Origin of the sequence: Corynebacterium cystitidis (assembly GCF_900187295.1) — a bacterium.
Classification (GTDB): Bacteria; Actinomycetota; Actinomycetes; order Mycobacteriales; family Mycobacteriaceae; genus Corynebacterium; species Corynebacterium cystitidis.
In genome coordinates, this window is the sequence record NZ_LT906473.1 from 1,174,943 (window position 1) to 1,199,663 (window position 24,721).

Annotated in this window: 22 protein-coding genes, 1 tRNA gene and 1 pseudogene; 11 read left to right on the forward strand and 13 right to left on the reverse strand. The window is 56.8% G+C overall.

The annotated features are described in order from the left end of the window. Nucleotides 1-21 precede the first annotated feature (21 nt). From CKV99_RS05550 to CKV99_RS05565, 4 genes are all read left to right on the forward strand, one after another. Nucleotides 22-1,362 carry a DEAD/DEAH box helicase gene (locus CKV99_RS05550; RefSeq protein ID WP_092255743.1) on the forward strand — a complete coding sequence of 447 codons (1,341 nt, stop codon included), beginning with the start codon at nucleotides 22-24 and terminating at the stop codon, nucleotides 1,360-1,362. Between the two features lie 25 nt (nucleotides 1,363-1,387). Further along, the gene (locus tag CKV99_RS05555; protein ID WP_092255506.1) at nucleotides 1,388-2,767 is read left to right on the forward strand and encodes a hemolysin family protein; all 1,380 of its coding nucleotides are present in this window, start codon (nucleotides 1,388-1,390) and stop codon (nucleotides 2,765-2,767) included. Next, nucleotides 2,767-3,819, forward strand: a complete 1,053-nt coding sequence (locus CKV99_RS05560) for a hemolysin family protein (protein WP_092255509.1) — start codon at nucleotides 2,767-2,769, stop codon at nucleotides 3,817-3,819. Before CKV99_RS05555 ends, CKV99_RS05560 begins: the two co-directional genes overlap by 1 nt. Nucleotides 3,820-3,983: 164 nt before the next feature. After that, on the forward strand, nucleotides 3,984-5,378 hold the full coding sequence (locus CKV99_RS05565; protein ID WP_092255512.1) for a vWA domain-containing protein: 1,395 nt from the start codon (nucleotides 3,984-3,986) through the stop codon (nucleotides 5,376-5,378). Nucleotides 5,379-5,479: 101 nt separating this feature from the next. On the opposite strand, the gene CKV99_RS05570 is transcribed toward CKV99_RS05565, so the two are convergent. The 5 genes from CKV99_RS05570 to secA2 all read right to left on the reverse strand — a co-directional run bounded on the left by CKV99_RS05570 (nucleotide 5,480) and on the right by secA2 (nucleotide 10,594). Then, nucleotides 5,480-6,040, reverse strand: a complete 561-nt coding sequence (locus CKV99_RS05570; protein WP_092255515.1) for a MerR family transcriptional regulator — start codon at nucleotides 6,038-6,040, stop codon at nucleotides 5,480-5,482. A 121-nt stretch (nucleotides 6,041-6,161) separates the two neighbouring features. Further along, the gene (locus CKV99_RS05575) at nucleotides 6,162-6,803 is read right to left on the reverse strand and encodes a bifunctional nuclease family protein (protein ID WP_231910182.1); all 642 of its coding nucleotides are present in this window, start codon (nucleotides 6,801-6,803) and stop codon (nucleotides 6,162-6,164) included. Between the two features lie 23 nt (nucleotides 6,804-6,826). Continuing rightward, nucleotides 6,827-7,573: a transcriptional regulator FtsR gene (gene ftsR / locus CKV99_RS05580; RefSeq protein ID WP_408607553.1), complete on the reverse strand. Its 747-nt coding sequence runs from the start codon at nucleotides 7,571-7,573 to the stop codon at nucleotides 6,827-6,829. A gap of 159 nt (nucleotides 7,574-7,732) precedes the next feature. Further along, nucleotides 7,733-8,158, reverse strand: coding sequence for an oxoglutarate dehydrogenase inhibitor Odhl (odhI, locus tag CKV99_RS05585; RefSeq protein ID WP_092255524.1), 426 nt, complete (start codon nucleotides 8,156-8,158; stop codon nucleotides 7,733-7,735). Between the two features lie 144 nt (nucleotides 8,159-8,302). Continuing rightward, entirely contained in the window at nucleotides 8,303-10,594 is a 2,292-nt protein-coding gene (gene secA2 / locus CKV99_RS05590; RefSeq protein WP_092255527.1) for an accessory Sec system translocase SecA2, read from the reverse strand. Nucleotides 10,595-10,771: 177 nt separating this feature from the next. On the opposite strand from secA2, the gene CKV99_RS05595 reads away from it, so the two are divergent. From CKV99_RS05595 to CKV99_RS05615, 6 genes and pseudogenes are all read left to right on the forward strand, one after another. Next, the gene (locus CKV99_RS05595; RefSeq protein WP_092255529.1) at nucleotides 10,772-11,932 is read left to right on the forward strand and encodes a bifunctional alpha/beta hydrolase/OsmC family protein; all 1,161 of its coding nucleotides are present in this window, start codon (nucleotides 10,772-10,774) and stop codon (nucleotides 11,930-11,932) included. 83 nt (nucleotides 11,933-12,015) lie between these two features. Continuing rightward, nucleotides 12,016-12,089 (forward strand) — tRNA-Pro (locus tag CKV99_RS05600). A gap of 96 nt (nucleotides 12,090-12,185) precedes the next feature. Next, nucleotides 12,186-12,797: a maleylpyruvate isomerase N-terminal domain-containing protein gene (locus CKV99_RS05605; RefSeq protein WP_157728376.1), complete on the forward strand. Its 612-nt coding sequence runs from the start codon at nucleotides 12,186-12,188 to the stop codon at nucleotides 12,795-12,797. 141 nt (nucleotides 12,798-12,938) lie between these two features. Beyond that, nucleotides 12,939-13,190, forward strand: a pseudogene (locus CKV99_RS14725) (hypothetical protein); the annotation flags it as partial. Nucleotides 13,191-13,205: 15 nt separating this feature from the next. Further along, on the forward strand, nucleotides 13,206-13,391 hold the full coding sequence (locus tag CKV99_RS14730; RefSeq protein ID WP_231910184.1) for a hypothetical protein: 186 nt from the start codon (nucleotides 13,206-13,208) through the stop codon (nucleotides 13,389-13,391). Nucleotides 13,392-13,564: 173 nt separating this feature from the next. Beyond that, on the forward strand, nucleotides 13,565-13,825 hold the full coding sequence (locus CKV99_RS05615) for a histidine phosphatase family protein (RefSeq protein WP_092255535.1): 261 nt from the start codon (nucleotides 13,565-13,567) through the stop codon (nucleotides 13,823-13,825). A 175-nt stretch (nucleotides 13,826-14,000) separates the two neighbouring features. On the opposite strand, the gene CKV99_RS05620 is transcribed toward CKV99_RS05615, so the two are convergent. The 7 genes from CKV99_RS05620 to CKV99_RS05650 form a co-directional block, all read right to left on the reverse strand. Next, the gene (locus tag CKV99_RS05620; RefSeq protein WP_092255539.1) at nucleotides 14,001-14,735 is read right to left on the reverse strand and encodes an ABC transporter ATP-binding protein; all 735 of its coding nucleotides are present in this window, start codon (nucleotides 14,733-14,735) and stop codon (nucleotides 14,001-14,003) included. Next, nucleotides 14,695-15,561 carry an ABC transporter permease gene (locus CKV99_RS05625; protein ID WP_092255542.1) on the reverse strand — a complete coding sequence of 289 codons (867 nt, stop codon included), beginning with the start codon at nucleotides 15,559-15,561 and terminating at the stop codon, nucleotides 14,695-14,697. The genes CKV99_RS05620 and CKV99_RS05625 overlap by 41 nt, the downstream gene beginning before the upstream one ends. Beyond that, nucleotides 15,558-16,544 (reverse strand): ABC transporter substrate-binding protein, encoded by a 987-nt coding sequence (locus CKV99_RS05630; protein WP_092255745.1) that lies wholly within the window; start codon nucleotides 16,542-16,544, stop codon nucleotides 15,558-15,560. The genes CKV99_RS05625 and CKV99_RS05630 overlap by 4 nt, the downstream gene beginning before the upstream one ends. 180 nt (nucleotides 16,545-16,724) lie before the next feature. Then, the gene (locus tag CKV99_RS05635; protein ID WP_092255544.1) at nucleotides 16,725-17,714 is read right to left on the reverse strand and encodes a diacylglycerol/lipid kinase family protein; all 990 of its coding nucleotides are present in this window, start codon (nucleotides 17,712-17,714) and stop codon (nucleotides 16,725-16,727) included. 45 nt (nucleotides 17,715-17,759) lie between these two features. Further along, on the reverse strand, nucleotides 17,760-18,776 hold the full coding sequence (locus CKV99_RS05640) for an alpha/beta hydrolase family esterase (RefSeq protein WP_231910185.1): 1,017 nt from the start codon (nucleotides 18,774-18,776) through the stop codon (nucleotides 17,760-17,762). After that, nucleotides 18,773-20,542 carry an ABC transporter ATP-binding protein gene (locus CKV99_RS05645; protein WP_092255547.1) on the reverse strand — a complete coding sequence of 590 codons (1,770 nt, stop codon included), beginning with the start codon at nucleotides 20,540-20,542 and terminating at the stop codon, nucleotides 18,773-18,775. Before CKV99_RS05645 ends, CKV99_RS05640 begins: the two co-directional genes overlap by 4 nt. After that, the gene (locus tag CKV99_RS05650) at nucleotides 20,539-21,984 is read right to left on the reverse strand and encodes an ABC transporter transmembrane domain-containing protein (protein ID WP_092255550.1); all 1,446 of its coding nucleotides are present in this window, start codon (nucleotides 21,982-21,984) and stop codon (nucleotides 20,539-20,541) included. The genes CKV99_RS05645 and CKV99_RS05650 overlap by 4 nt, the downstream gene beginning before the upstream one ends. A 149-nt stretch (nucleotides 21,985-22,133) precedes the next feature. Between CKV99_RS05650 and CKV99_RS05655 the strand changes: the two genes are divergently transcribed. Next, nucleotides 22,134-22,949, forward strand: coding sequence for a class I SAM-dependent methyltransferase (locus CKV99_RS05655; RefSeq protein ID WP_092255553.1), 816 nt, complete (start codon nucleotides 22,134-22,136; stop codon nucleotides 22,947-22,949). A gap of 14 nt (nucleotides 22,950-22,963) precedes the next feature. On the opposite strand, the gene CKV99_RS05660 is transcribed toward CKV99_RS05655, so the two are convergent. Next, complete coding sequence (locus CKV99_RS05660) at nucleotides 22,964-24,715, reverse strand: alpha/beta hydrolase family esterase (protein WP_169872605.1); 1,752 nt, start codon at nucleotides 24,713-24,715, stop codon at nucleotides 22,964-22,966. Between the last annotated feature and the right edge of the window lie 6 nt (nucleotides 24,716-24,721).

Genomic DNA, 24,721 nt, shown 5'->3' on the forward strand with positions numbered 1-24,721 from the left:
GTTGACAGTACAGTGGCAGAAATGACTACATTCGCCGACCTAGGCTTGCCGCGTTCGATCGTGAACGTGCTAACCAAGCAGGGCATTACTGAACCATTTCCTATTCAAGAGGCGGCGATACCCAACGCTCTCGCCGGTAAAGACGTGCTTGGCCGTGGGCCTACAGGCTCCGGAAAGACCTTCACCTTCGGCCTGCCGATGCTGGCGCAGCTGGCTGGAGCACCGTCTAAACCGGGCCATCCACGTGGCCTGATCCTGACACCTACCCGCGAGCTTGCCACGCAGGTTCGCGAGCGTCTCGACGACCCGGCGGCGGCACTCGGCCTGCGATTGCTCGACATTGTCGGTGGTGTCAACATCAACCATCACATCCGCGCATTAGCTGCACCCGTTGACCTGCTGGTAGCCACCCCAGGGCGCGCTGAAGACCTCATCAACCAAGGTAAACTCCACTTCGACCACGTGGAGATTACCGCGATCGACGAGGCAGACCAGATGGCGGACATGGGTTTTCTCCCCCAGGTGCGCAAACTGTTAGACCGCACACCGAAAGGTGGCCAGCGGCTGCTGTTTTCGGCAACGCTCGACGGGGACGTCGATAAGCTCGTTAAGCGCTATATGCACAACCCGGTAACCCATTCCACCGCGCCCGTTGAGGCATCAGTAGACACGATGGAGCACTACCAACTTATCGTCGGCGGGCGTGAAGAACGCAACGAAATTGTCCTGCGTATCGGCGCCCGCCCCGGCAAGACCATCATGTTCATGCGCACCAAACATGGCGTAGACCGCCAAGTAAAGAAGTTACGCCGGGTAGGCATCCATGCTGACGGTATCCACGGGGACAAAGGCCAAGGCGCGCGAACTCGTGCGTTGGAAGGGTTCGCAAACGGCTCCTGCCCTGTCCTCGTCGCTACTGATATCGCAGCTCGAGGCATAGATATAGACGACGTCTCTCTCGTTGTCCACGTCGATCCACCCGCAGAGCATAAGGCTTATCTTCACCGCGCCGGGCGCACCGCCCGTGCTGGTACGTCCGGCACAGTGGTCACACTAGTGATGGATGATCAGCAAAAAGAGGTCGACACACTGCTGAAAAAAGCTGGTGTAGATGCGAAGCGGGTACGGGTCACACCGGACTCAGAGGAGTTAGTTAGAATTACTTTAGCGCGGAAACCGCAGGGGTCTCCGCTTCCTCCTCCCGGACAACCGACACAACCGAAGCAGGGCAACGATCAAGGGCGCTCACAGCAGCGTAACCGACGTTCCCACCGAGGAAGGTCAGGGTCGAACCGGCGCAGGAACTCATTACACCCGAAATCCGGGCGTAATAAAGCAGGAAAGAATGGACGCTCGACCTAAACCCTAGAGGGTCGTCGAACAACTCATGGACATAGTCATATCAATCCTCGCACTGATCGGCTTCGTACTCTTGACGGCGTCGACGGGCTTGTTTGTTGCAATCGAATTCGCCCTCACCGGCTTGGAACGCGCCACCATTGACAATCACGTCAAAGAAAAGGGCGATCGCCGTGCAAAGGCAGTCCAGCGCGATTACCAGAACTTGTCGTTTGTATTGTCGGGCGCCCAGCTCGGCATCACTGTCACCACGTTGGCCACCGGTTTCCTTGCAGAGCCGGTACTGGCACAGTTCTTCACTCCCGTTCTTGAGCTCATCGGTTTGAGTGAATCGTCGTCAAGCGCGGTGGCGCTGGTACTGGCACTAATTGTCGCCACATTCCTATCCATGATTTTCGGTGAGCTGGTGCCCAAAAACTGGGCGATCACTGATCCAATGACGGTTGCCCGGTTCGTGGTACCGCCCGTGCACTGGTTTAACACAGTGTTTAAGTGGTTCATTCAGGCGATGAACAAGTCGGCTAACTGGTTCGTGCGCAAGCTCGGTTTCGAGCCGTCGGATGAGCCAGCGTCGGCACGCACCGCCCACGAACTTGGCGCCTTAGTGCGTAATTCTGCAGCAGCTGGAGGCCTCGACGCCTCCACCGCAGCGATGTTGGACCGCTCGCTGCGGTTTGGCGAGACGACAGCCGAAGAAGTAATGACTCCACGATCCACCATTAACTCACTCGACGTGGACGATACCGTCGATGATCTGATTTCATTAGCCCGCGACACCGGACACTCACGCTTTCCTGTGCGCCGCGGTGATCTCGATGACACCGTTGGCATGGTCCATATTAAAGACGCATTCTCAATACCGAAAGACCAGCGATCCAGCACCAAATTAGAATCTCTCGCAAAGCCAGTGGCGTTCGTACCAGGCACGCTCGACGGGGACTCGGTGTTAGACAAGGTGCGCTCGGCAGGCTCCCAGGTGGTTCTTGTTGCTGACGAATATGGCGGAACCCAAGGATTAGTTACCATCGAGGACCTCGTCGAGGAGATCCTCGGTGAAGTATACGACGAGTACGACGATGCCGAATCAGAGCGCGACTTCCAACGCTTCGGCGCCTCCTGGGAAGTTGCTGGTTTGGTGCGTCTCGATGAGCTTCCGGACAAAATCGGCTACACAGCCGCAGAAGGACCCTACGAGACACTAGGTGGGCTCATCATGTCCACACAAGGAGCTGTTCCCCAGGTGGGCGATGTGGTCTTACTTCCCCAAACCGAAAACGACGCCATGGAAGAGTTCGAGTCTGGCATTACTGGACGTTGGATTGCTCGTGTCACCGTCATGGATGACCGCCGAGTTGATAGAGCCATTCTCACTCCGATCTCTAACGAGGCCGCGGAGGAGTACAAGTAATGGGTATTTGGACAACAATTCTGCTGATCATCGGGCTGCTTCTGGCCAACGCATTCTTCGTTGCGTCAGAATTCGCCTTGATCTCTTCGCGCCGGGACCGTCTCGAGGCGCTGGTAGCGCAGGGTAAGCCGGCGGCCAAACGCGTGATCAACGCGACCGAGCACTTATCCATCTATTTGGCCGGCGCCCAGTTCGGGATCACCATCTGTTCCCTGATCCTCGGCAAGGTGGCCGAGCCGGCCGTTGCTCACTTCCTAGAGGCCCCGATGGTGGCGCTAGGGATCCCGGAGAACCTCCTGCACCCAATTTCCTTTGTGATCGCGTTGGCGTTCATCACTTACCTACACATTCTGTTCGGTGAGATGGTCCCAAAGAATATCGCAATCGCGGGACCGGAGTCGCTTGCGATGTGGATCACCCCAGCTATGGATATCTGGGTCAAAGTAACCCGCCCCCTGATCGAATTTTTAAACTGGGTGGCCCGTATCACTTTACGTGCGGTGGGCGTGGAACAAAAAGACGAACTCGACGCCACGATAGACGAGATTCAACTGGCCTCCATGATCCAAGAATCAAGCCAGGAAGGACTGCTCGACGCCGAAGAAACCGAGCGCCTCGCCAAAGCACTCCAGACCGATTCTTTAAGTCTGAATGACGTGATGATCCCCATCGAGGACGTCTACACCATTGAGTACTCCTCCCGCGGCGTCGCACTGCGGGATGTGATTACTGGCGTGCAGGAAACGGGCTATTCGCGCTACCCTATCTCCGGCCAGGCGGACTCGTTGCTGGGCTACCTGCACGTGAAAGATGTGCTGGATTTACTCGAAGACGGCGCGGACGATGCGATCATCCCCTATGACCGGATCCGGCCTCTCACAGTTATCGACGGTACTGGGTCGCTGGACGAGGCGTTAGCCTCCATGCACCGTCGCAGTGCCCACATGGGGCAGGTTCGCGTACGCGGCGAGCTCGTCGGTTTAATCGCACTGGAAGACCTTATCGAAGAGTATGTTGGCACCGTCTCCGACTGGACCCACGAAGATCAGTAACGTGCACTTGACCTTGGCCGCAGGAAAGGGACACGAACCACGGCCCAGTATCAGATGCTTTCCGACGCTCACAGCTTGTCGCAACGCTTAATCACACACTTGACTAGGTAAGATTCCCTTATCGGCGACATCTTTTCTAGTTTCAGTATGTCTGAGGAGGCATAGTGGGTCGACACAGCAGTGGTGAGAATAACTACAAATTGTCGCGGGGTTTAAGCGCGACCTTAATCGCGTTGGTACTGATCATCGCGCTAATCGCTTGGTTTTTCTTCCTGCGCGAAGACAGCGGCGAGGACCAAGCTCAGCCCAACTGCATCTCCGGTGACCTCACACTTCCCATTGCGACCACCAATGAGGAAATCACCCAACCCCTCATCGAGGCCTATGCCGCGTCGCAGCCAATTGTTCGCGACTACTGCGTGACACCGAGGCTTGTCAGCGCCATCTCCGCTGCAGCGGTGGTGGTGGCCGCCAACTCCCCCGTGACCAACGGTGCGTTGGATGAAGCATCGCGCACACCGTCGACCTCGGAACGCCTTGCAGTCGCCTCCGATCCTGCAGGTGTTTCTGGGGAGTCTAAAACCCCTAACCCGGCCGAGGTCAAAGCTGACGACGTCGACTACTCCACCGCAACTGACGCTGCTATTGCCGCGCGGGTGGCCTCCGTTTTGGCAGAAACTCCTGAGCAAGCTCGAGCCGCCCTAGGCGCAACCGGTGGGTCCTACCAGGTTGCCAGCAAGTCAGCCGGAGAGAAGAATTTCGTTGCGCTGGACGGAGCCGAGGTCATCTACACGGCGATTCCCCTTAACCCCGATGGCGAAGTCACCGAAGATCAAACCCGTGCGGGTTTACACTTTGCCCAGTTTGCTGCCGCATCTTATGAGGGGGCAGAGGCGGCAGAATCGATCGACCCTTCGGTGTGGGCCGCTGCAGCACAAGTGGTCTCACAGGCACAGATCTCGGGCCACGCGAAGGATTCCGCTCCTAGCCCCACGCCTACTGCGGAATCTTCTACATCTGAGAGCCAGGCGCACACTACGGACACCCTGTTCCTGCTGGACACGTCGCAAGCAATGGGTCCGTTCGCAGATGCTGCGGCACGAGGCATTGGTGAGGCTGCAAATAAAGTAATCGACGAGGACCATGAGGTGGCGCTCTGGAACTATTCCTCGCCGCTGAATCCCGGAGTGACTAAGAGCTGGCGCTCCAACGTTCAGTTCACCGACGAAAAAGATGCGGTGTCCAAAAAGGTGGCAGTGCTAGCTAACGCGGGCGATTCAAATACCCGTGAGGCAGTGCGCGCAGCTGTTGAAACCTTGGCTGGTTTCAACGGCGAGTACCACATCGTGCTTGTCACAGCTGGCACCAGCGATGCTGGCGATGACGCGGCATTCCTGTCAACCTTGGAGCCATTGCTGGCAGACGGTGTGACCTTATCTGTTGTTCACGTCGGAGATGGCCCAGAGGATGCTGCGGTTAAAGGTATTGCGAAAACGTCCGAGCACGCAAGCACCGCAGACGAACTTGGAGACGCTATAAACAAGGCCTCTGTCCTGTGATGCAGGGCAATGATTTCGTCGATAGCGTCGAAAAGCAGGCGGGTCGGCTTGACGGTGAGTATCCGGGGCTACCTACGGTAGCCCCGTGAGGGGAGCTGAAGCTAGGAGGACTTGCGACGGCGACGCGCAGCAAGTTCATCCAGAGAGACAACAGTGGTTTCTTCGTCTGGAACAACGCGTTCTGAAGGAAAAGAAGCGATAGTGCCGGTAAGTTCCTTCATGATGCCAGGAACTGCGATACCGAAGACCCCCTGGCCACCACCAAGCAAGTCAATCACTTCATCGGCGCTGTGGCACTCATAAACGGTGGTGCCATCGGATACCAAAGTGATTTCCGCAATATCGTTGACACCGCGGTCTCGGAGCTTGTCTACGGCAAGGCGAATGTTCTGCAAGGAAATTCCGGTGTCCAGGAGGCGCTTTACAATTTTTAAGACAAGAATATCTTTGAAGGAATACAGGCGCTGCGAGCCTGAGCCCTGGGCTCCACGAATTGATGGTTTCACCAGATCGGTGCGTGCCCAGTAATCGAGCTGACGGTAGGTAATGCCAGCTACCTGGCATGCGATGGGGACCCGGTAGCCCACCTCATCGGACGGCCCCAAGTCAAACAGGGACTCTTGGATGGGCTGTTCGCCCTGGTCGAATTCGTTGCTAGTCACGTAATTACTCCCGTGGTGTTTGTCAAAGCGCCTTATGGCTATTAAATGTCAAGCGTAGATGTTGGTCAAGCCCAGGCACTGATAACACGCCGAACTCTAACCCTCAACTTCAAGTTTAGACTTAAATTTCATCACTGTCATCTTGAGTCACATCCGTATCACTTACCCCATCAGTTTCAGGGATGTCGTCGTCACGCGTTGTATCCCTTTCCCCTGCCAGATCGCTTGCATCGACACCCATCTTGCGCATCATGTCAGCGAACTCTTCATCAGCAGACGTATCGCCACTCGCCGAAGATCCCAGTAAGGAATCATCAGTAGGTGGATCGGGCAGCTCAACCCCAAAGTGCTCGAGCGCGTCTTCATGGGAGATCCACATTCCCGCCTGAGCCACCACCGTTTCGTCTGCCGCAATCGGCAGATTAAGTATCTGGGCAATCATCACCGCATCGGATACTCGGCAATCAATGTCCTCACCGTCTTGCATTAACAGTGAAGCAACAAAGATTCCTTCATAGTAACTGTTGATCTCTACCGCAGTCGCCCCCGACGTGCACTGAGTAATCACCGAGGTCAACACATCAAAAGTATCCGGACGATCGGGCTCCCACTCCGCTTGGCGGGCCGCCAGGCGAGCGCCTTCAACCGGTGAAATCCACACCGGAACAATTCGATCACGCTCGCGACTGTGCAATAACACGCACACGAAGTTCTCTGGGCCGATGGTGTGTACACCATAAAAATCTAAAGGGACCATAGTCATGGTCCCCTAGTCTAGCTAGCAGTTTAGTCCAGCCGGTTACGCAGTTCGTTTTTCACCAGTGACGCGTGTAGCGAAACAACTAATGCCGTCATCTGCTGCCCCAGCTCCTCTGCTTGAGCCTTTGCAGTGTCCTTCTGAGACTTAGCAACTGGGCCCGCCACTTGCCCAATGAGATCCGCCTGGCGTGAGGCCGTATTGCGAAGTGATTTGAGGTGTCGGGAATCAAAACCGAACTCCATCAACGCCAGTGCTGTTGTCACGGTACGCACATCGTCTGCGGTGAACAGGCCTGCAGAATCGGGAGTCACTACTCCGATTTTCACCAGCTCCATCACCTGCTCGCCGGTTGCATTCGCTTGTTCCGCCACGTCCGTATCAGTCAGGCGGGTCGGAGCCGGCGCCTTGAAATTCTCGGGAGAAATCATTGGGTCAGCATCGGTCGCAGACAAAATTGCGGTGACTTGGCCAGAATCCATGGCGTCAAGCTGTTCGCGAATAACCTTTAGCGGCAGGTAATTATCACGTTGGGTGACCAGGATATAACGCAGTCGCTCAACATCGTCTTCGGTGAATCGGCGATAGCCAGAATCAGTGCGCTGTGGAGTGATCAGCCCCTCCGATTCAAGAAAACGGATTTTGGACACCGCCACATCGGGAAATTCTTCACGTAAGCGCTCGATGACCACACCGATAGACATGGTCTTTGTGCCCGTCTTCTTACCTGCCCGCGGTGCGGACAATCGTGGTTGGGTGTTGCGAACTGCGCTCACGGAAATTTCTCTTGCTCTATGTCAGGGGAACCACGGCATGGCCCGTGGTTCCGTTGAGTAGTGGATTGGTTTCAACCAAGTTGATCACGCCTAGCGTGCTAAGAAGCAACGTGATAGCCGTGACCGATGTGGGCCTCGTCAGCAGCCCTTGCAGAGGCCTTAGCCTTGCGTAATAAAAACCAAACGGAATTTACCAATCTGGATTTCATCACCAGAAGCCAGAACCTGGGAGTTGCGTGGCTCACGGTTAACGTAGGTGCCGTTCAAAGAACCTACATCGACCACCTCAAACTCGCCTGCGTTATTGCGGAACTCCGCGTGACGGCGCGATACGGTGACATCGTCAAGGAAGATATCAGCCTCTGTGTGTCGACCTGCAGTGGTGGTTTCTTGGTCTAGCAGGAAGCGGGCACCCGCATTGGGGCCACGCTTCACAACGAGGAGCGCTGCACCTTCAGGAAGGTTATCGACACCTTTGTTCTCAGAGCTGGTGGCTGCACCGTTTTCCATCTCCTTCAGCAAATCGGCGCGGAAGACCGAGGTGGTTTCTACCTGCTGCTCGGGGGTACCGGTGTTTTCGCTCATTACATCTCCTGACGGTTTATCAAACGAATTAACTGCTGCATTCAATCATAGCGATACGAAGCCCGCTCGTGCCGATTACGACACATCGTTCAGTACAAGGATTAAGTTTTACCTCATTGACCTGCAGTTCTAGGCAGGGAATCCCTAACGGAACAGATTGCTAATACCCGAGATTACCGAATTTCCTGAGCCCGCGAGAGGATTATCAGACACCATATAAGTCCACGTCGCACTCGGCCGTTTCCAACCTGCGCTCTCTAGGTGTGCCCCATCAGCATCAATGTTCACGCTTTGAAACGTTTCTACGGCGCTGTCTACAGCCCGCTGAGCCAACTGCTTGAATTCGCCGACCGCAATCCGGTGATACTCGTCGATCGGTGTCTCGCGAGCAATGGCGCGCAAGTGGATCGACTCGCGCACATCATCCATGTGCGCGAGGTGCTCACTCCACTCATCATCCAAGTGGAACAGCATGATATCGCGCGCAGCCTGTTCGCGTATCGACGCATCCAGGTGGTCGAGTTCTGCAGCCCGCTCTGGGGCGCGCTGGGCGAGCTCCTGCCACGCCTGGTCCGTGTCCAAAAGTTTTGCGCGGCGCTCATCGACGATGATGCGCTGGTCAGCTAGGAGTTGGTTGTACTTCCAGGTTTGGGCGTGGATCTCCAGCAATTGGCCCTCGGTAACACGTTGACAATGCTCCACGAAGTCTTGGATGCGCTTAGTGTTGATGCGCCCATCAGGTTCGGGATGTACGGTGAGTTCCTCATCCGCACCACCAGTAGTGACAATGTCGTCGTCAAGCGAAACGAAAAACAGGCTCAAGCCTGGATCGCCCTGGCGGCCCGCGCGACCGCGCAGCTGGTTGTCCAAGCGTGCAGTACGGTGGCGCGCTGTACCGATTACTGCAAGACCTCCGAGCTCGGCCACAGCGTCATGATCGGACTCGTCAGCACCTCCCAAACGGATATCGGTACCGCGTCCCGCCATCTGCGTAGACACGGTCACCCGACCCAAGTCGCCGGCCTCAGCGATGATGCGTGCCTCCTCCGCATCATTTTTCGCGTTAAGCACGTTCACTTCGATGCCGCGTTGTTGGAGCGCTGCGGCCAACGCCTCCGATTCGGCAACATCGTGCGTGCCGACGAGCACCGGTTGGCCGGTGGAGTTGATGTGGGCGATTTCTTCGACGATCGCACGGTTTTTATCGTCCATGGTGTGATAGATGCGGTCCGCTTCATCGAAGCGCTGCGGTTCTTTGTCCCGGTCAATGACAGAGACATGCAGGCCATAGAACTGACGTAGCTGGTCGGTGGCCTCCACAGCGGTACCCGTCATACCGCACACCAGCGGGTAGCGTCGCATGAGTGCCTGCAAGGTGATCGAATCCAAAATCCTGCCGCCTTCAGTAACGTCAAGGCCTTCCTTCGCCTCCACAGCGGCTTGCAACCCGTCGGGCCAACGTTGCAACTCGGCGACGCGCCCACGTGAGGCATCCACCAGAGCCACTTTGCCCTCGGCAACTACGTAGTGCACGTCGCGCAGCAGCAACGCTTTGGCATGCAGCGCTAGGTTCACCTTCACCAAAGTCGAACCGATGTGCTCATCCGAGTACAACGAGTCAATGCCAAGCGCGCGCTCCACCGCATCCGCTCCAGCCTCCGTCAAAAACACGTTGCGGCCGTCAACATCGATGGTGTAGTGCTCTTTCTCGCGCAGGTGGCCAACCACATCGGTGATCTGGCCGGTGGACTGCACACCCGGTTCCGAGCCCGCGAGCACTAAAGGCACAAGGGCTTCGTCGACAAGCACGGAATCCGCTTCGTCGACCAACGCAACCTGTGCCGGCGCCTGAACGGTCTGGCAGCGATGCGTGATCTGGTTATCGCGCAGGTGGTCGAAGCCGATTTCGGTCACCGGCGCATAAATCACGTCGCGCCGATATAGCTCAGCGCGGTCCGCACGACGCGTCTTTTCGGTGACAGCACCCACACTCAGGCCAAAAAACTCGACCAGCGGGCGCATCCATTCCGCATCGCGGTCTGCGAGGTAATTGTTCACAGTAATCACGTGCGTGCGTTGCCCAGTCAGCGCAAAACCTGTGGCTGCCATGGCACCCACCAACGTCTTACCCTCACCGGTGGCCATCTGGATAACGTCGCCTTCCAGCAGGCGTAGCACAGCCTGGTTCTGCACATGAAAAGGCCTCATCGACAACGTGCGCTGCGAGGCCACAGTCAGCAGCGCGAGGAACTCAGATTTATCTGTGATCGCACCGTCTTTCACCAGGGCGTGCGCACGCTGGGAGACCTCGTCGTCGGTAAGCGAGCTGAGCTCGTCGATACGCAAATGCGCCTTGTCGACGATGTCTTTGGACTTCTTCGTATTGCGTTCCGACGAAGCGCCCATCGCCTTCCAGAACCAGTCGAATGCAGCCATAGGTATACCTTTCCATCTGCATGTTGTTGTGCGTGCCACGTACAATCGCGTGTTCCTATCGACTTTACGTGACAAGCCGCTAGTGCTGTGGCACCTGTCGGCACCTGTCGGCCCACTGCGTGAAACACTGGCCTAAACTCAAAACGAAGAACAATACACCGCTCGGAGGAACACACCATGAAGTCCGACAACGTCATCGTCCCATCATCGACCGGCTTGGACATGGCCGGAACCATCGACCGCCCCGATGGCCCAGCGGAGGCGTACGCGATTTTCGCCCACTGCTTTGCCGGTTCGCGCCACACCCCGGGTGCATCGCGGATTTCCAAACGGCTAACGCAATACGGCATTGCCACGCTACGCTTTGACTTCCCTGGCCTGGGACAGTCCGCAGGCGACTTTGCCGATACATCCTTCAGCCAAAACGTCGATGACATCGTGGCCGCAGCCGAATGGTTAGCGCAGCACTACCGCGCACCCCAGCTACTTATGGGCCACTCGCTGGGTGGAGCGGCCGCGCTCAAAGCTGCTGCGACACGACGCATTCCATCTTTGAAAGCAGTAGCTACCTTGGGTGCGCCGTTTGACCCCGCGCACTCGGTGCTGCACTATGCCGACAAGATTTCCGAGGCGGATGAAAATGGTGCCGTGACCGTGACCTTAGGCGGCAAAGACCTGGTAATTTCACGTGGATTCCTCGAAGATCTAGCTGAAACCAACCCCGAAGCGTACCTGCCAGGTCTACGCTCCCCATTATTGCTGGTGCACTCCCCGATTGATCAAACCGTGGGAATCGACAACGCCCAGAATATTTTCCTGGCCACCCGCTACCCCAAGTCTCTCGTGAGCTTGGACAAAGCCGACCACCTCGTTACCCGACAGGGCAGCGCGCAGCGTGCAGCCGACATGATCGGCTCATGGGCGAAGCAGTACATCGTTTCCGAGTTCACTCCAGAACCCACCGGCGATGATAATGCGATTTCGCACACCGCTCGTGGCACGAAGTACGGCGACGTGGTGCGAACCTCAGGCCGTGCGATCACTACCGACCGCCCTAAGAACAAAGGTGGCAAAGGTCAAGGTGTCACCGCGAAAGGCCTGTTCATGTCCGCTATCGCCACTTCCGCCTCACAAGCGGTGCGAGAGGCAGCCAAGGGCATGGACTTGGTCGATGTCCGCGTCGAGGTCACCCACATCACCGGGGCAACCTTCGAACGCAAATTTAGCTTCGAGGGCAACCTCACCGACGCCGAAAAGCGCACCCTCTTAAATGCCGGCCGCAAGTCCGAAGCCAACCAGATCCTCGACGAGCACAAGATCATCGATGTCCAGGGGTAGCGCGATTAGGTCTAGCAGATGGCAGTGTTGTAACCTGTTAGCACCGCTAAATCAAAGCCGATAGGCGAAGAATCGCGGTGGCACGGGCTGTGGCGCAGTTTGGTAGCGCACCACACTGGGGGTGTGGGGGTCGCAGGTTCAAATCCTGTCAGTCCGACAGTAGCCTTGAGACATCGTTAGCATGGACAGCGAATACGAAGTCTTGAGGCGTTTTCGTCTCGAAAACGGTAGTGAATCATTAGGCTTGCAAAGTATGGATTCACGCACTTGGCTCAATGCCGCCACAGGTGGCCTCCTCGAAATACTTCCTGGTTTAAACTCCCATCTCGATCAACCCGGAATCGGTGACTGGTCAGTCCGTGCGCTGCTGGGACACACCTCGCGGGCATACCTGCTAATCGAGCATTTCCTTAACCAGGCAGACGGAATGACTGGGTTGCCAGAATTAGAGTCAGCAGGTGTGTATTACCGAGCGGCACGGCATGTAGCCACAGACCCGCAACATGACTTCGAGCGTGGGCCCGGTGCCGGGCAAAAACTTGGCGAAGACCCAGAAGCAACAATCCGTGAGATTATTGAGCGCGTACTCCGCCGCCTGGACCGCACAGCGTCTACTGCGCTGGTCGATACCGGCTCCGGAACCATCAATATTGAGACCTACATCGACACTCGCGCCTTTGAGATCAGCATGCACACCATCGACCTAGCGCGCGCTAGCGACCAGCCAATTCCGCAGCGGACCCTGAGTACATTAGACAACTGCCTCGCTCTAGCCACAGACATTGCCACCGAGGACGAGAAACTGGACCTGTTACTCGCGGCGACCGGCCGCCAGCCACTATCAACCACGTTCTGTCTGGTCTAAGGACAGGTCCTAGGCTCTCGACATGTGTGGACTATTGCCCACTGCTCGGGCGGATTTTCATGTCACAGTTGTGCATTTATCGTCCGGATCTGAGGTTTTTAGATCGTTTCGAGACACACCGTGACCACCTAACAAAGACTGATGTCGCGCTGGCCAACGAGATCCTGGCTAACCCAGTGGACGCAGTCCTATGGCGCGGCGTATCGACTCTGTAGCAGACACAATTCAGCGCTGCCGCACCATCTCCGTGTTCGCAGCTGGACATGGTTCTGCCCTGGCAGAGAATCTGAGGTGCGATTACCTCGAGGCTGCTCTGCTGACAGGGACAACCAATTTCAAAGTAGCTCGCTTCATCGCTACCGTGCGGAAATTTCCGGCGGGCAGCAGCAACGCGTGGCAATCGCCCGAATGATTGCACCACAGCCTGATGTTTTGCTTTTCGACGAGCCACTGTCGAACCTCGACACCATACTCCGTGTGGAGATGCACGGAGAAATCATGATAATACACAGAGCCACCAAGGCCACCAGCGTGTATGTGACCCACGACCAGGTTGAGGCGATGACGATGGCCACACATATCGCTTTGCTCTAGGATGGCAAACCTGAACAATTTGGCACTCCCGAGGATCTGGCGGCACTCCCTGCCACAGAATTCGTTTCAAAGCGGAAGCTCTCGCGATCACAAACACCGCAAGTTCGTCATCGGAGCAGAACTAGCTGATTCGACTCGCATCAATATCGTCAGCGATACACGGTGCACAGGTTATGCTGGGGATCCTCTCTATGTTGCCCTACCACCAGAACCAGATGCCTGCTTTAATGCCGAGGCAGTACGCGTTGATTAAACCCGCCAACACGACAAAGCAGCTCTCACATCCCGCTGCGTTTTCTCCTACAGTCACACAACTAAATCCGCAGCTAGTGGTCACTTCTACACTGCAACGTGCCCGCACCACCGCAGAAATCGCGGGCCTTCACATCGATGCCACCGACGACGACTTACGCGAAATGATGCTGGGCGACTAGGAAGGCCGCTACGTCGACGAAGTGCTCAACCACATCATTCGACCAGTGTCTTATAGCCCCGGGCAGCCTCACAGTGTTTGAGTTGCCCGAGGCATCGTCGTTAAGCGCACGAAAAGCCCAGATCAAGCACCTCCACTGGGTACCCGAACTAGGCTGAACGCGCAAGATCAAAGACTTAACCCAAAAAGGCTTTGTCCGATAAAGTAGCGCCCTTAATGTTGACAAACTGCTGCAACAGATCCTTGACTGTGAGCTCGCGTTTAGTGGCCTCGTCGGCCTCATAAACAATACGACCTTCGTGCATCATGACCAGGCGATTACCTAGGCGAATGGCCTGCTCCATATTGTGAGTAACCATAAGAGTTGTTAAACCACCGTCTTCCACAATCTCGTGGGTAAGTTCCGTGACCAAATGTGCACGCTGAGGGTCAAGTGCTGCGGTATACTCGTCGAGAAGCATGATCTTCGGCCGCGTAAAACCCGCCATGAGCAGGCTCAATGCTTGACGCTGGCCACCTGACAAAAGTCCGACTTTGTGGGTGAGCCGATCCTCCAGCCCCAGCTCCAACGTGGCGAGCTGGCTGCGGAACACATCACGACGACGCTGGTTCAAGCTCCGGCCCAAACCGCGAGTCTTGCCACGCTGATAAGCCAGCGAGAGATTTTCCTCAATGGTCAGATTCGGTGCTGTGCCTGCTAGAGGATCTTGAAACACGCGGCCAACATAACGGGCACGCGCATACTCTTTCATGCGGGTGACATCGGTGCCGTCGATAAGCACCGAGCCTGAATCCGGACGTAGCCTTCCCGAAACCATGTTAAGCAGTGTGGATTTTCCGGCACCATTCGAACCGATGATGGTGACAAAGTCACCTTCGTTCAGCTCTAGATTCACCCCGTCGAGGGCCACCCGCTCGTTGGCAGTGCCACGGAAAAAGTCTTTTGAATATCCGTGATACGAAGGGCACTAGCAATGCGACGACTACGAGCACTGCCGAGACCAACTTCATATCGTTCGGATCAAGGCCGACTGTCAACGTGAAGAAAATGATCACGCGGTAGAGGACAGCACCGACGATCACAGCGATGATCGCTTGGAACACGTAACGCTGCCCCAAGATCGCCTGACCAAGAATCACCGAGGCCAATCCCACTACGATGAGCCCAATACCCATGGAAATATCCGCGAAACCCTGAAACTGAGCAACAAGACCGCCGCACGCCCCAACCAGCCCGTTGGAAAGAGCAAGAGTGAGTATCTTCGTGTTATCCGTGGAGACTCCGAAGCTGGTGATCATGGGGCCATTGTCGCCGGTAACCCGGATTGCCAGACCCAAATCGGTGGTGAGAAACCAATACATGACTAGACCAAGTAGAACGACCATCACGGCGAGGAGTGCGACACCACCCCAATTACCCATCAGGCCTGCTTCGCGCAGCGGTGTGAATACAGTGTCTTGGCGGAGCAAAGGGACATTCGCACCGCCCATAATGCGTAGGTTGATGGACCACAACCCAATTTGGGTGAGGATACCGGCCGCGAAACCTGCGACGAATCCCATGAGCGTGGCAAGAAGCGGATTCCATCCGGCAAGCAGGAGTACCGCAGCAGTAGCACCACCAGTGGTGAAACTACCGTCAACAGTGAGGCCGGCGAAATTGAGGATGCGGAAGGTGAGATAAACGCCAAGCGCCATCACACCGTAGAGCAGTCCGAGTTCTAGCGCGCCGATCATACAGTTTCAGCCTCAGCAAGGATCTCTGCAGGAATTGTCACGCCTTGGCGCTGCGCCGCTTCCTCGTTGACCACGTAGGTAAACTCGGTAGCGGTTTCCACCGGCATGGTTGCCGGGTCTGCACCCTCTTCAAGAATCTGGATCGCCATCTCGCCTGTTTGCCGACCCAGCTCGAAGTAGTCAATACCGATCGTGGCTGCAGCACCACCCTCAACGGAGCCGGCTTCCGCAGCGATAACGGGAGTCCCATTGCCTTCCGCTGCTTGGACCAACGACGAAATACCCGAGACAACCATGTTGTCGGTAGGCACGTAAAACGCATCGACATCACCAATCGCCTCAACAGCCTGCGGGATTTCGGTGACGTTAGTGACCGTCTGGGTGACGATCTCCATATCACGTGCCGCAGCTTCTTCCTTGGCGTTGTCCACCTGGACCTGGGAGTTGACCTCTCCAGAAGCATAGATAATTCCGATCTTTGTCGCCTCAGGAACTAGCTGCTCTAAAAGATCAAATTGGTCAGCTATCGGCGTGATGTCTGGGGTACCGGTAGCGTTTCCACCTGGGGTTTCAAGAGAGTCGACGAGTTGGGCTTCTACCGGATCAGTCACTGCCGTAAACAGCACTGGAATATCAGTAATTGTTTGAGTGGTTGCCTGGGCTGCCGGGGTTGCTACCGAAAGCACCAGGTCTGGCTGTGAGCCGGCTAGCTGCTGCGCAATGGTCAGCGCTGTGGACTGTTCGCCGTTGGCGTTTTGTTCATCCCACTGCACATCAATGCCAGCATCATCGAATGCGGCCTTGAACCCGGCTGTTGCTTCGTCGAGTGCTGGGTGCTGCACCAACTGGTTAATCCCAATCGAGTAGGCATCACCAGCAGCGCCTTCAGATCCGCCAGAGTTGAAGTCAGAGCAGCCAGCTAGCACCAACGAGGTGGCAGCGACAATGCCGGTGGCAGTGCGGGCGCGACTGACGCGAAATATAACGCTTGCGAGATGCAAACCTGGGAAGGTGTCCTTTCACACGGTCTGCTTCACGACGAAGCAGGATTGGTGAAAAAGTACCTAACTACCTGTGCCCTAGTGAACAAAAGGGCGGGATCGTGACAGGTGTTGCCCTGTAGGTTACCCCCCGTCACTGCTATGTACACCACCTGGCAGTGGTTACTCCCCAACACTACCGCGCGGAACACGGACGCTCAGTGCAGCTGGGTCTACGGTAACGCTAAACCCATCAGCCCGGCCGGCTGGGTCACCATCGACTTCAAAGTCCTCGGTATGCGAGAACTTAATGTCAATCTGCTTGCCTTGCAGGTATCGAAGGCTTTTCGAATTATTGTCCTCACCATCTTTTTCTTCACCACGTCCACGCAGCGTATACACAAGCTTCTGCACCATCTGGTACGCCATCTGGCCGAAGATATTAATCCAGCCGAAAATTCCCTTCGGGCGCATGATCACAATGTCAAGCTTTCCATCATCAGGGATCGCGTTTGGCAGCAAGGTTATGTTGTTTACCAAGTCGCCGCAGTTTCCCACGATCACGCTATGTGCTCGAGCACTCTGCCAGCGCCCGCGGTCGATGCGACGAAGAAGTTTGATTCTGTCTCCACCCTTCAAAGATTTCGCAATTGCCACACCATAGGCAAGAAAACCGATTTTCGCTTTCAGATCATCGTCGGTGTTTTCGATCATCTGAGCGTCGATACCGACACCCGCCATCACAACGAACGGGATTTTCTCATTCGCAGAGTCAGGACGATCAACTTCTGCATAACAGATATCAATCGGACGATCCTCACCCTGGAGAGCCACCTGCATCGCCTCTTCAAACCCTGGCTTTAGTTTGAGATTGCGCGCCAGAAGATTACCCGTTCCAGCTGGGACGATCCCGAGAGATGAGTCGGTGTTTGCTAGGGCTGCTGCCACGAGCCGGACAGTGCCGTCGCCACCACAGGCAATCACTACATCCGCGCCCTCCGAAACCGCCTTCTGCGCCTGCGAATAACCGGGGTCTTCTTCGGTGGTTTCCTTCCAGTGAATCTCGCTGTAGCCCTCGTCGTAACGTGCGGCAAGCTCTTCGAGTTCGCTGCGCTCGGCTTTTACCGGGTTATAGATGATGGTCGCAACCTTTTGTCCATGCTGGTTTGTCATGCACACGATCCTACCTGCGCCAGCGATTCACGGATCAGTCAATCATTAAGATCCACGCATGGATACTCCGAAGAACTTTAAGATCTCTTTGGTGGCGATATCATTCGGAGTGCTTTCATTGGGGTCCTTTTCTCCGCCTGGCCACGTGTGCGTACCGGATCCCACACGGACATGTTCCAGTGGAGCATCGCAGTCGTCCCAGACTTGTCGAATCCCATTGGTCCACAACTGGGTGATCGAAATGCTGTCGCTACAGTGGTTTCGATCAGCCGCGTCCTCCAAAATTTCCGGCACCGAGTGGTAGGCGGTGTCGTGCCGGTTGCCGCCTTCATACGAGACAACCTTGTCGTCGGTACCATGAATGTCTAACAGTTTCATGGGGATCGAGGAACACTTCTCCGACACTTTCCAGTAGTAAGCCGCAGAGACAGTAGCGACAGCGGTGAAGTCCACGGGCCGTTGACAACCGATATACGCTGCAAAACCACCCCCGTTCGATAGGCCGGTAGCAAACACGCGCGCGGTATCCACGTTGTGCTCCGCGATGATCTTTTCACGTACCGCATCTACAAACGCGAGGTCTTCCTCACCGGTGGTTGCGGCGTAGGGCGCCGGCGCCCAGGCTTTGTCCACACCATCCAGGTAGACCACGTACGCCCGCGCCAGATCGAGGTTGGAATAGTCGCGGATCGCCTCGGAGGACTCATTCATTCCGTGAAAGACAAAAATCAGCGGCAGGCGAGCGCCGTCGGTGGCTTCGGGGGGCACAGTCAGTGAAAAAGTCCGCTTCTTCCCATCGACGGTGACGGATTCTGCCGTCGTGGTCGGCTCCCCGATCGTCTGAGACTCAGGCGCTTCCGGCTGCGCAGCGGTGGTCTGGCTGGCATCGCTTTCAAGGTCGACGAAAGCGTCGTTACTATCACGCAACTCCTCGTCATCAAAAGGGAAACCGCAGGCAGCGACGCCAACAATGCTTAACGACGACAAGACGGCGACTAACGCTGCCTTCCACGATGCTATGCCCATTGTCTGGCGCACTGTCTGGCGCACTGTCCTGTTCACTGTTGGTTTCGCCCTTCCTGCCATGCGTTCCACATTCTGGCATACGCCCCGCCGTGCACAATCAATTCGTCATGTGTTCCACTTTCGATAATGCGACCATTATCCATCACCACAATATTGTCAGCACGACGAGCTTGGTCTAAACGATGTGCAACCACCAAGGCGGCCCTGTTCCGAGCCACATGTGCTGCTGCCTCCTCCAAATTAGAAGCATGCGACGAGCCTGCCTCTGCGGTTGCCTCGTCCATCACCACCACAGCAGGGTCCAGCAGCAGAATGCGTGCGAACGCCAGCTGTTGCGCTTCATAAGGCTCCAGCTGGTGGCCGCGGGCACCAATGATCGTGTCCAACCCGTCAGCTAACTTTTGGAACCAGGTTGCCCCAACGGTCTTGAGAGCGTCTTCCAGTTCGTCGTCGGTAGCATCCGGTTTGGCCAAGGTCAGGTTTTCACGCAACGTTCCCGAAAACACGTAGACCTCCTGTGACACCATCGCGATGCGTGCCACACGCTCCTCATCAGACAATTCGGAAACATTTTCTCCATCGATGGTGACTGCACCGGACGTCGGCACGCGCAAACCCGACACCAACGCAGCGACAGTGGTCTTGCCGGCGCCCGATCTCCCAACAACAGCAACGGTCTCGCCAGGCTTGATAGCGAAACTGACACCATCAAGTGCACGTTCTGAGGTACTGCCCGAGGCATCGTCGTACGTGAAACTAACATCTTCCATCACCACCTCACCGCGGGGTGCGGGAGCACCGACTGGCGGGACTGGGAGCGGTGGGTATGCTGTCACCCCCACGATACGTGCCAGCGACGCGTACCCCGATTGAATGGTGTCCAGCACACGCATCACGCCCATAATCGGCCCACGCAGTCGGATCAGCATCAACATCGCACCCGTGGCCGCTCCCACCGTCAACGTTCCGGACTGGACAGTAAAGTAAGCAACGACAAGCCCAGTGGCGATCATGAGGAACTCGCCACAGCTCATCCAGACCTGCAGCGAAGTCATCGTGGTACGAGCCGAGAAACCGCGCGTGACCACATCCAGTGAGGAGCGGTGGATGCGATCGTGGGCAGCTTGTTCCATACAAAAGGCGCGCACTGTGTCGCGCCCGTGAATAGCCTCGAGGATCCGCCGAGCACGCTCTGCCATAGTGGCGCGCTCACTGGCGTACCGATCAGGCGCAACCCGCAGGTAACACCAGGCACCCAACACATACACCGGAGCCGCCACACATGGCACAAGCAGGAACTGCCAATCCACAGTCACAAGCGCACACACCGTTGCCACCAGCGTGAACGCGCTAGAAGCCAGGACAGGTATTGTCTCCGTCACCGCCGTTGACAGCTCGGAAACATCATCGGTCGACCGCGACACCAAATCACCGGTACCAGCCTCTTCGACGCGGTGCACCGGCAGCCCCAGTGCCGTACCGACCATCGACTCGCGCAGATCCGCAATCACCCGCTCCGCGATCCGGGCAACCACATAAAAACCCGCAGCACTTAGTGCGGCAGCCAGCAGCGCCACAACCACGAGCAGACCTCCTGCAGCAGCCAGTGCTCCCCCGCCTCGGCCCTCTACTACGATATCGACGATGCCACCAAGGACCCGGGGCACCATCACGTTTGCATACGCACCGACGCTCAGCAAAATCAGGGCAAGGATCGCTTGCCGACGAGCACCTGCCACCTGCACCACATGGTGGCCGAGCTCGCGCCGGACTTCTCTAAACGTGGCAACCGGAAACCTCATGGGTTCACCACCTCCTCAACACGAGTTGCCACGCGCTTCCATGCTGGCTGGTTCGTGAACACCACTGTTGGTTTATCACCGCGGTAAGCCGCCACCCGCTCCGCAATGCGTTGTTCCGTGATGGAATCCACCGCCGTAGTGGGATCTTGCAACACGAGGATCTTGGGGTCTGCCGCAATCGCGCGGGCCAAAGCGACACGTTGACGCTGCCCACCGGATAGTTGGCCACCGTTTTCGCCGACTTCTCGATGGGCGCCACCGGGAATATCATCTGCAGCAGCGACATAGAGAGCTTCGTCGACACGCGCCGGGTCGAGGTGGATATTGCTGCCCACCGTTCCAAAGAACAGCTCTGCCGCATGCGGGGCCACAATCACGCGATCCCGCGGAGCGGTAAGTAGTGCATCGGGAACATGCCCCGTCACTACGGTGATTCCGGACGCTAAAGCAGGCACGTGCTCGTCGTCACGCCCGAAAGCGAAATCCGCCCCCAAGACCTTCCGGATGCGCACGCCTGAGGCCTGTGCTGATGCCCAGCGTGATGCAATGTTCTTTCCCAGCATGGTCATCGGCTGGATGATGAACTGGGTCAATCCCACAACAGTGATCAGTTCACCGATGCTGATAGTGCCAGACAAGCCAAGCCAACCTGCAGTAATACCGACGGCAATCACATACAAAGAACCAGTTGATTCAGTAAGAGTATTCAGGCGTGCCTGAGCTGCATTAGCGTTGACAGTCCGCTCATAGGCGCAGTCAGAAACACGAGAGTAGCGCTGTCGCACCGTGGCAATCGCACCGAGGCCTTTGAGCGTGCGCAAGCCCCGGACAACATCCGTGGCCGTAGCGGCGGTCTCCGCCAAAGCCTGCTGGCGTTTGCCGGATGCGCTACGGAGCGGAGTAGCTCCGGCGAGCGCGATAGCTACCACGATCGGCCCACCCACCAAAATCGCAATGCCCAAGGGCAGATGAATCGACATCACCATCACACCGACGTATAGCACCGAGACAACCTCTGCGACGGGAAACACCGTCATCATCACGGCGTCGGCCACACGCTGAGTATCCGCTGATGCAATCGACAACAACTCGCCGGCTGTCCTGAGCCTGCCGGCAATTCCTCGCGGATGCATGATCCGATCGCTGACTGCCATGCGCAAATCATGCCCAATCAACAGTGTCGCCACGATGAGCAATCGGCGGCCGAAAAAACCCGCCACAATATTCACCAAGAACGTCGCGGCTAGTACTCCGATCCAGAACCACAAGCGCGATAAGCTATCACTTGCGATAGAGCCGTCGATAGCGTGACCCACAATAACCGGGGTCAGCCCGTTTGTCACGAAAGTGATGGACATCAGTACCGCCGCAGGTAGGGTGCGCTGCCACCGTGAAGTGACGGTTTTGATCAGCCACCGGGGATCTTCGGGCAGAACACTCATGGGTGCTCATCTTACGTGCAAACTCGCGTTTGCCTGGTCGATGGATCTTCAAAAACAGGGGCAAAAAACAACGATTCAGCACGATCCATCGACCAGACCCACCGAGAGCTGGCCACCATCAACGCGTGTTGGGAGTATTTTAGACACCTATGACTATTACTCCCCCCAGCCAAAAGGAAGCCCCCACGTTCCGCAACGATGCGCACAGGCGCGATGTGGCAGCAGCCTTTGCCCACGGAGCAGACCTTTACGATGACGTTCGCCCTACCTATCCTGCCGAAGTAACAGCACTTCTCGACGATTGCCCTGTGATTCTGGACTGCGGCTGCGGCACCGGGAAACTGACGCGAGTCATCGTCAACGCATCTCAATCCAAGACCAATGCAACGGCAGGAACGACCGTGCTGGCCTGCGATCCTTCCGCTGACATGACGCGCGTGTGCGCCACCCAATTACCCGATGTGCATGTGTGGCGTGCCACGGCCGAAGCAACAGGACTCGCCGACGACACCGTGGACGCCATCACGTGTGGGCAAACGTGGCACTGGGTAGACCCCATCGCCGCGAGTCAGGAGGCAGACCGGGTGATCCGGCCCGGTGGGAAACTGGTGCTGCTCTGGAACACGCTCGACACGTCGCACCCGTGGGTGCTGCGTTTGACACGCATTATGCGCTCCGGTGACATCCAACGCGCGGGATTCTACCCCGAGGTGGCTAGCCCCTGGCAGCTTGACCAGGAGATGCGTTCAACGTGGGTGCAGCATCTCACCACCGATCAGGTATACGCCTTAAGCCAAACTCGCTCATCGTGGCTGCGCGCCAACCAGAAAACCCGCACGCGGATGCGCGACAACCTGTACTGGTATTTGTTTGAGCACCTCGAATACCAGCCCGGACAATTACTGCCAATCCCCTACCGTCTCGACGTGTTCGTGTACACGCGTCGCACCGGCGAGCTGTCTTAAGAAATAGTGTCCGGCTAGTCGCTATCGCCGGTGTGGCGGACCTGGAAGAAGTTCAGGCTTTCTAACGTGGCATCCACGCCTCCTGCTTTATTCTCACCACTCGGCCAGCGATGATCCATCCCGGCAATGGAAATGAGCTGCAGATCTGTGGCACAGTAGCCGTTATATTTGATGGATTCCACGCTGGTGGGATAGCCATCAACGTGTGATTTTTCCAGCTTTGGCCCTGGTTTCGGCTGGCTGCACTCGCTGTCTTCGGCAGCATCAAGCAGTGTGTCGGTGGCACTGAGATACCGGAAAGTCCCGCCGAATACCTCACGGACATCGCCGTCGAATTCCACCAGGTCGTCGGCAGTTCCGTGGAAGCTGAGGTAATTGATGGGGCTTTCCGCGCAGCCATCGATCACACTTTCATATATGGCGGCACCGGCAGTGGTGATCGTCGAAAAGCGACCCGGGCGCTGGCAGGATAAGTAGCGGACAAAGCCACCACCATTGGAAAAGCCTGTTGCAAACACGCGCTGCTGGTCTACCGAATAGGTGCTGCTAATCGTGTTATGCAGCTGATCCATAAATGCTAAATCGCTGCGCCCCGAAGGATCGGCAGCATAAAAGGTTGGGGCCCAAGATTCATCGACGCCCTGTGGGTACACCACAATCGCATCGGCAAACTTATGAAACTCAGTGGCATCAGCCATGTTCTGCGGGTTAGACCCTCTCCCATGAACCACATAGATCACTGGAAGGCGCCCGTTCTGCCACCCCTCGGGGGCGGACACACGGTAATAGCGGTCAGTCCCGTCAACGTTGATAACTTCTTCATGCAGCTCCTCGCCAGCACCCTCACTGCCTTGTTTCACTGCGCTATAGTTTGAGCGATCTACGCTGATCTCGTAGCCGTCGTAGTTCACGCGCAGCCGGCTGCCGTCGTAGGTGAGGTCAGCGCTATTCAGCCAGTTATATGAACCCTCGCTAAGCCAAGTTGTGCCCTTCCGATCCGGGCCCATGTTGCCAGCCATCGTGACCATTTTTCCATCACCGGAGGTATTAATAGAGACGCTGTTGGCGACATCGTGCGTCTCCGGTACCCAGCCCCAGTCCACCTGGCTTCCTTGACAGCCAAAGGTCATCCATCCTCCCCTCGGCTGCACCACACACGTTACGTTCTCCCCATCCAGGTTGGCCGTAATATATTGCGTGGGAATCGTGTGGGGCTCACCGAAAAAGTTGGCGACCTCATCGTCGGTAAGCTCCTGCATCCCGTCCTCTCTCAGCTTAAAGCCAGCGGAATACTCGAGGCTTGCGCACGTCAACTCCTCATCGGCGGTGGCGGCGCAGGCTCCGCCGGGAAAACTGACGAAGTCGCCGGGCCTCATCGCGTCAACGACAATAGCCTGCTCCGTTTCCAGGTTGTCATCGTCCCACCCGGGCGCCATCGACCACGCCCCATGTGCGTCTGCAAAGCTAAACGACTCTCCTGTGCTCTTGACACAGCCATAGTCGCTGCCGGCAGACGCACCACACGTCCACCCGGGCACCTGGTCTGCGATGACAGCACCGCGCGCAGGAAAGCTGTGGCCCACAGCATGGATCAGCGGGAAGGCAGGGTTGCTTTCCGACGCATCCCCTGTCAGCTCCGGCAGAGCCGATGCCTCATCATCACCTAGCCCTGGCAAGCTTGGCATACCAATATGGCAGGCTGCCGTTGCCACCGCGACAAGGCCTGCGACAACTATCGCTAAGACGGCGCGGACCAACTGTGACACTTTCAC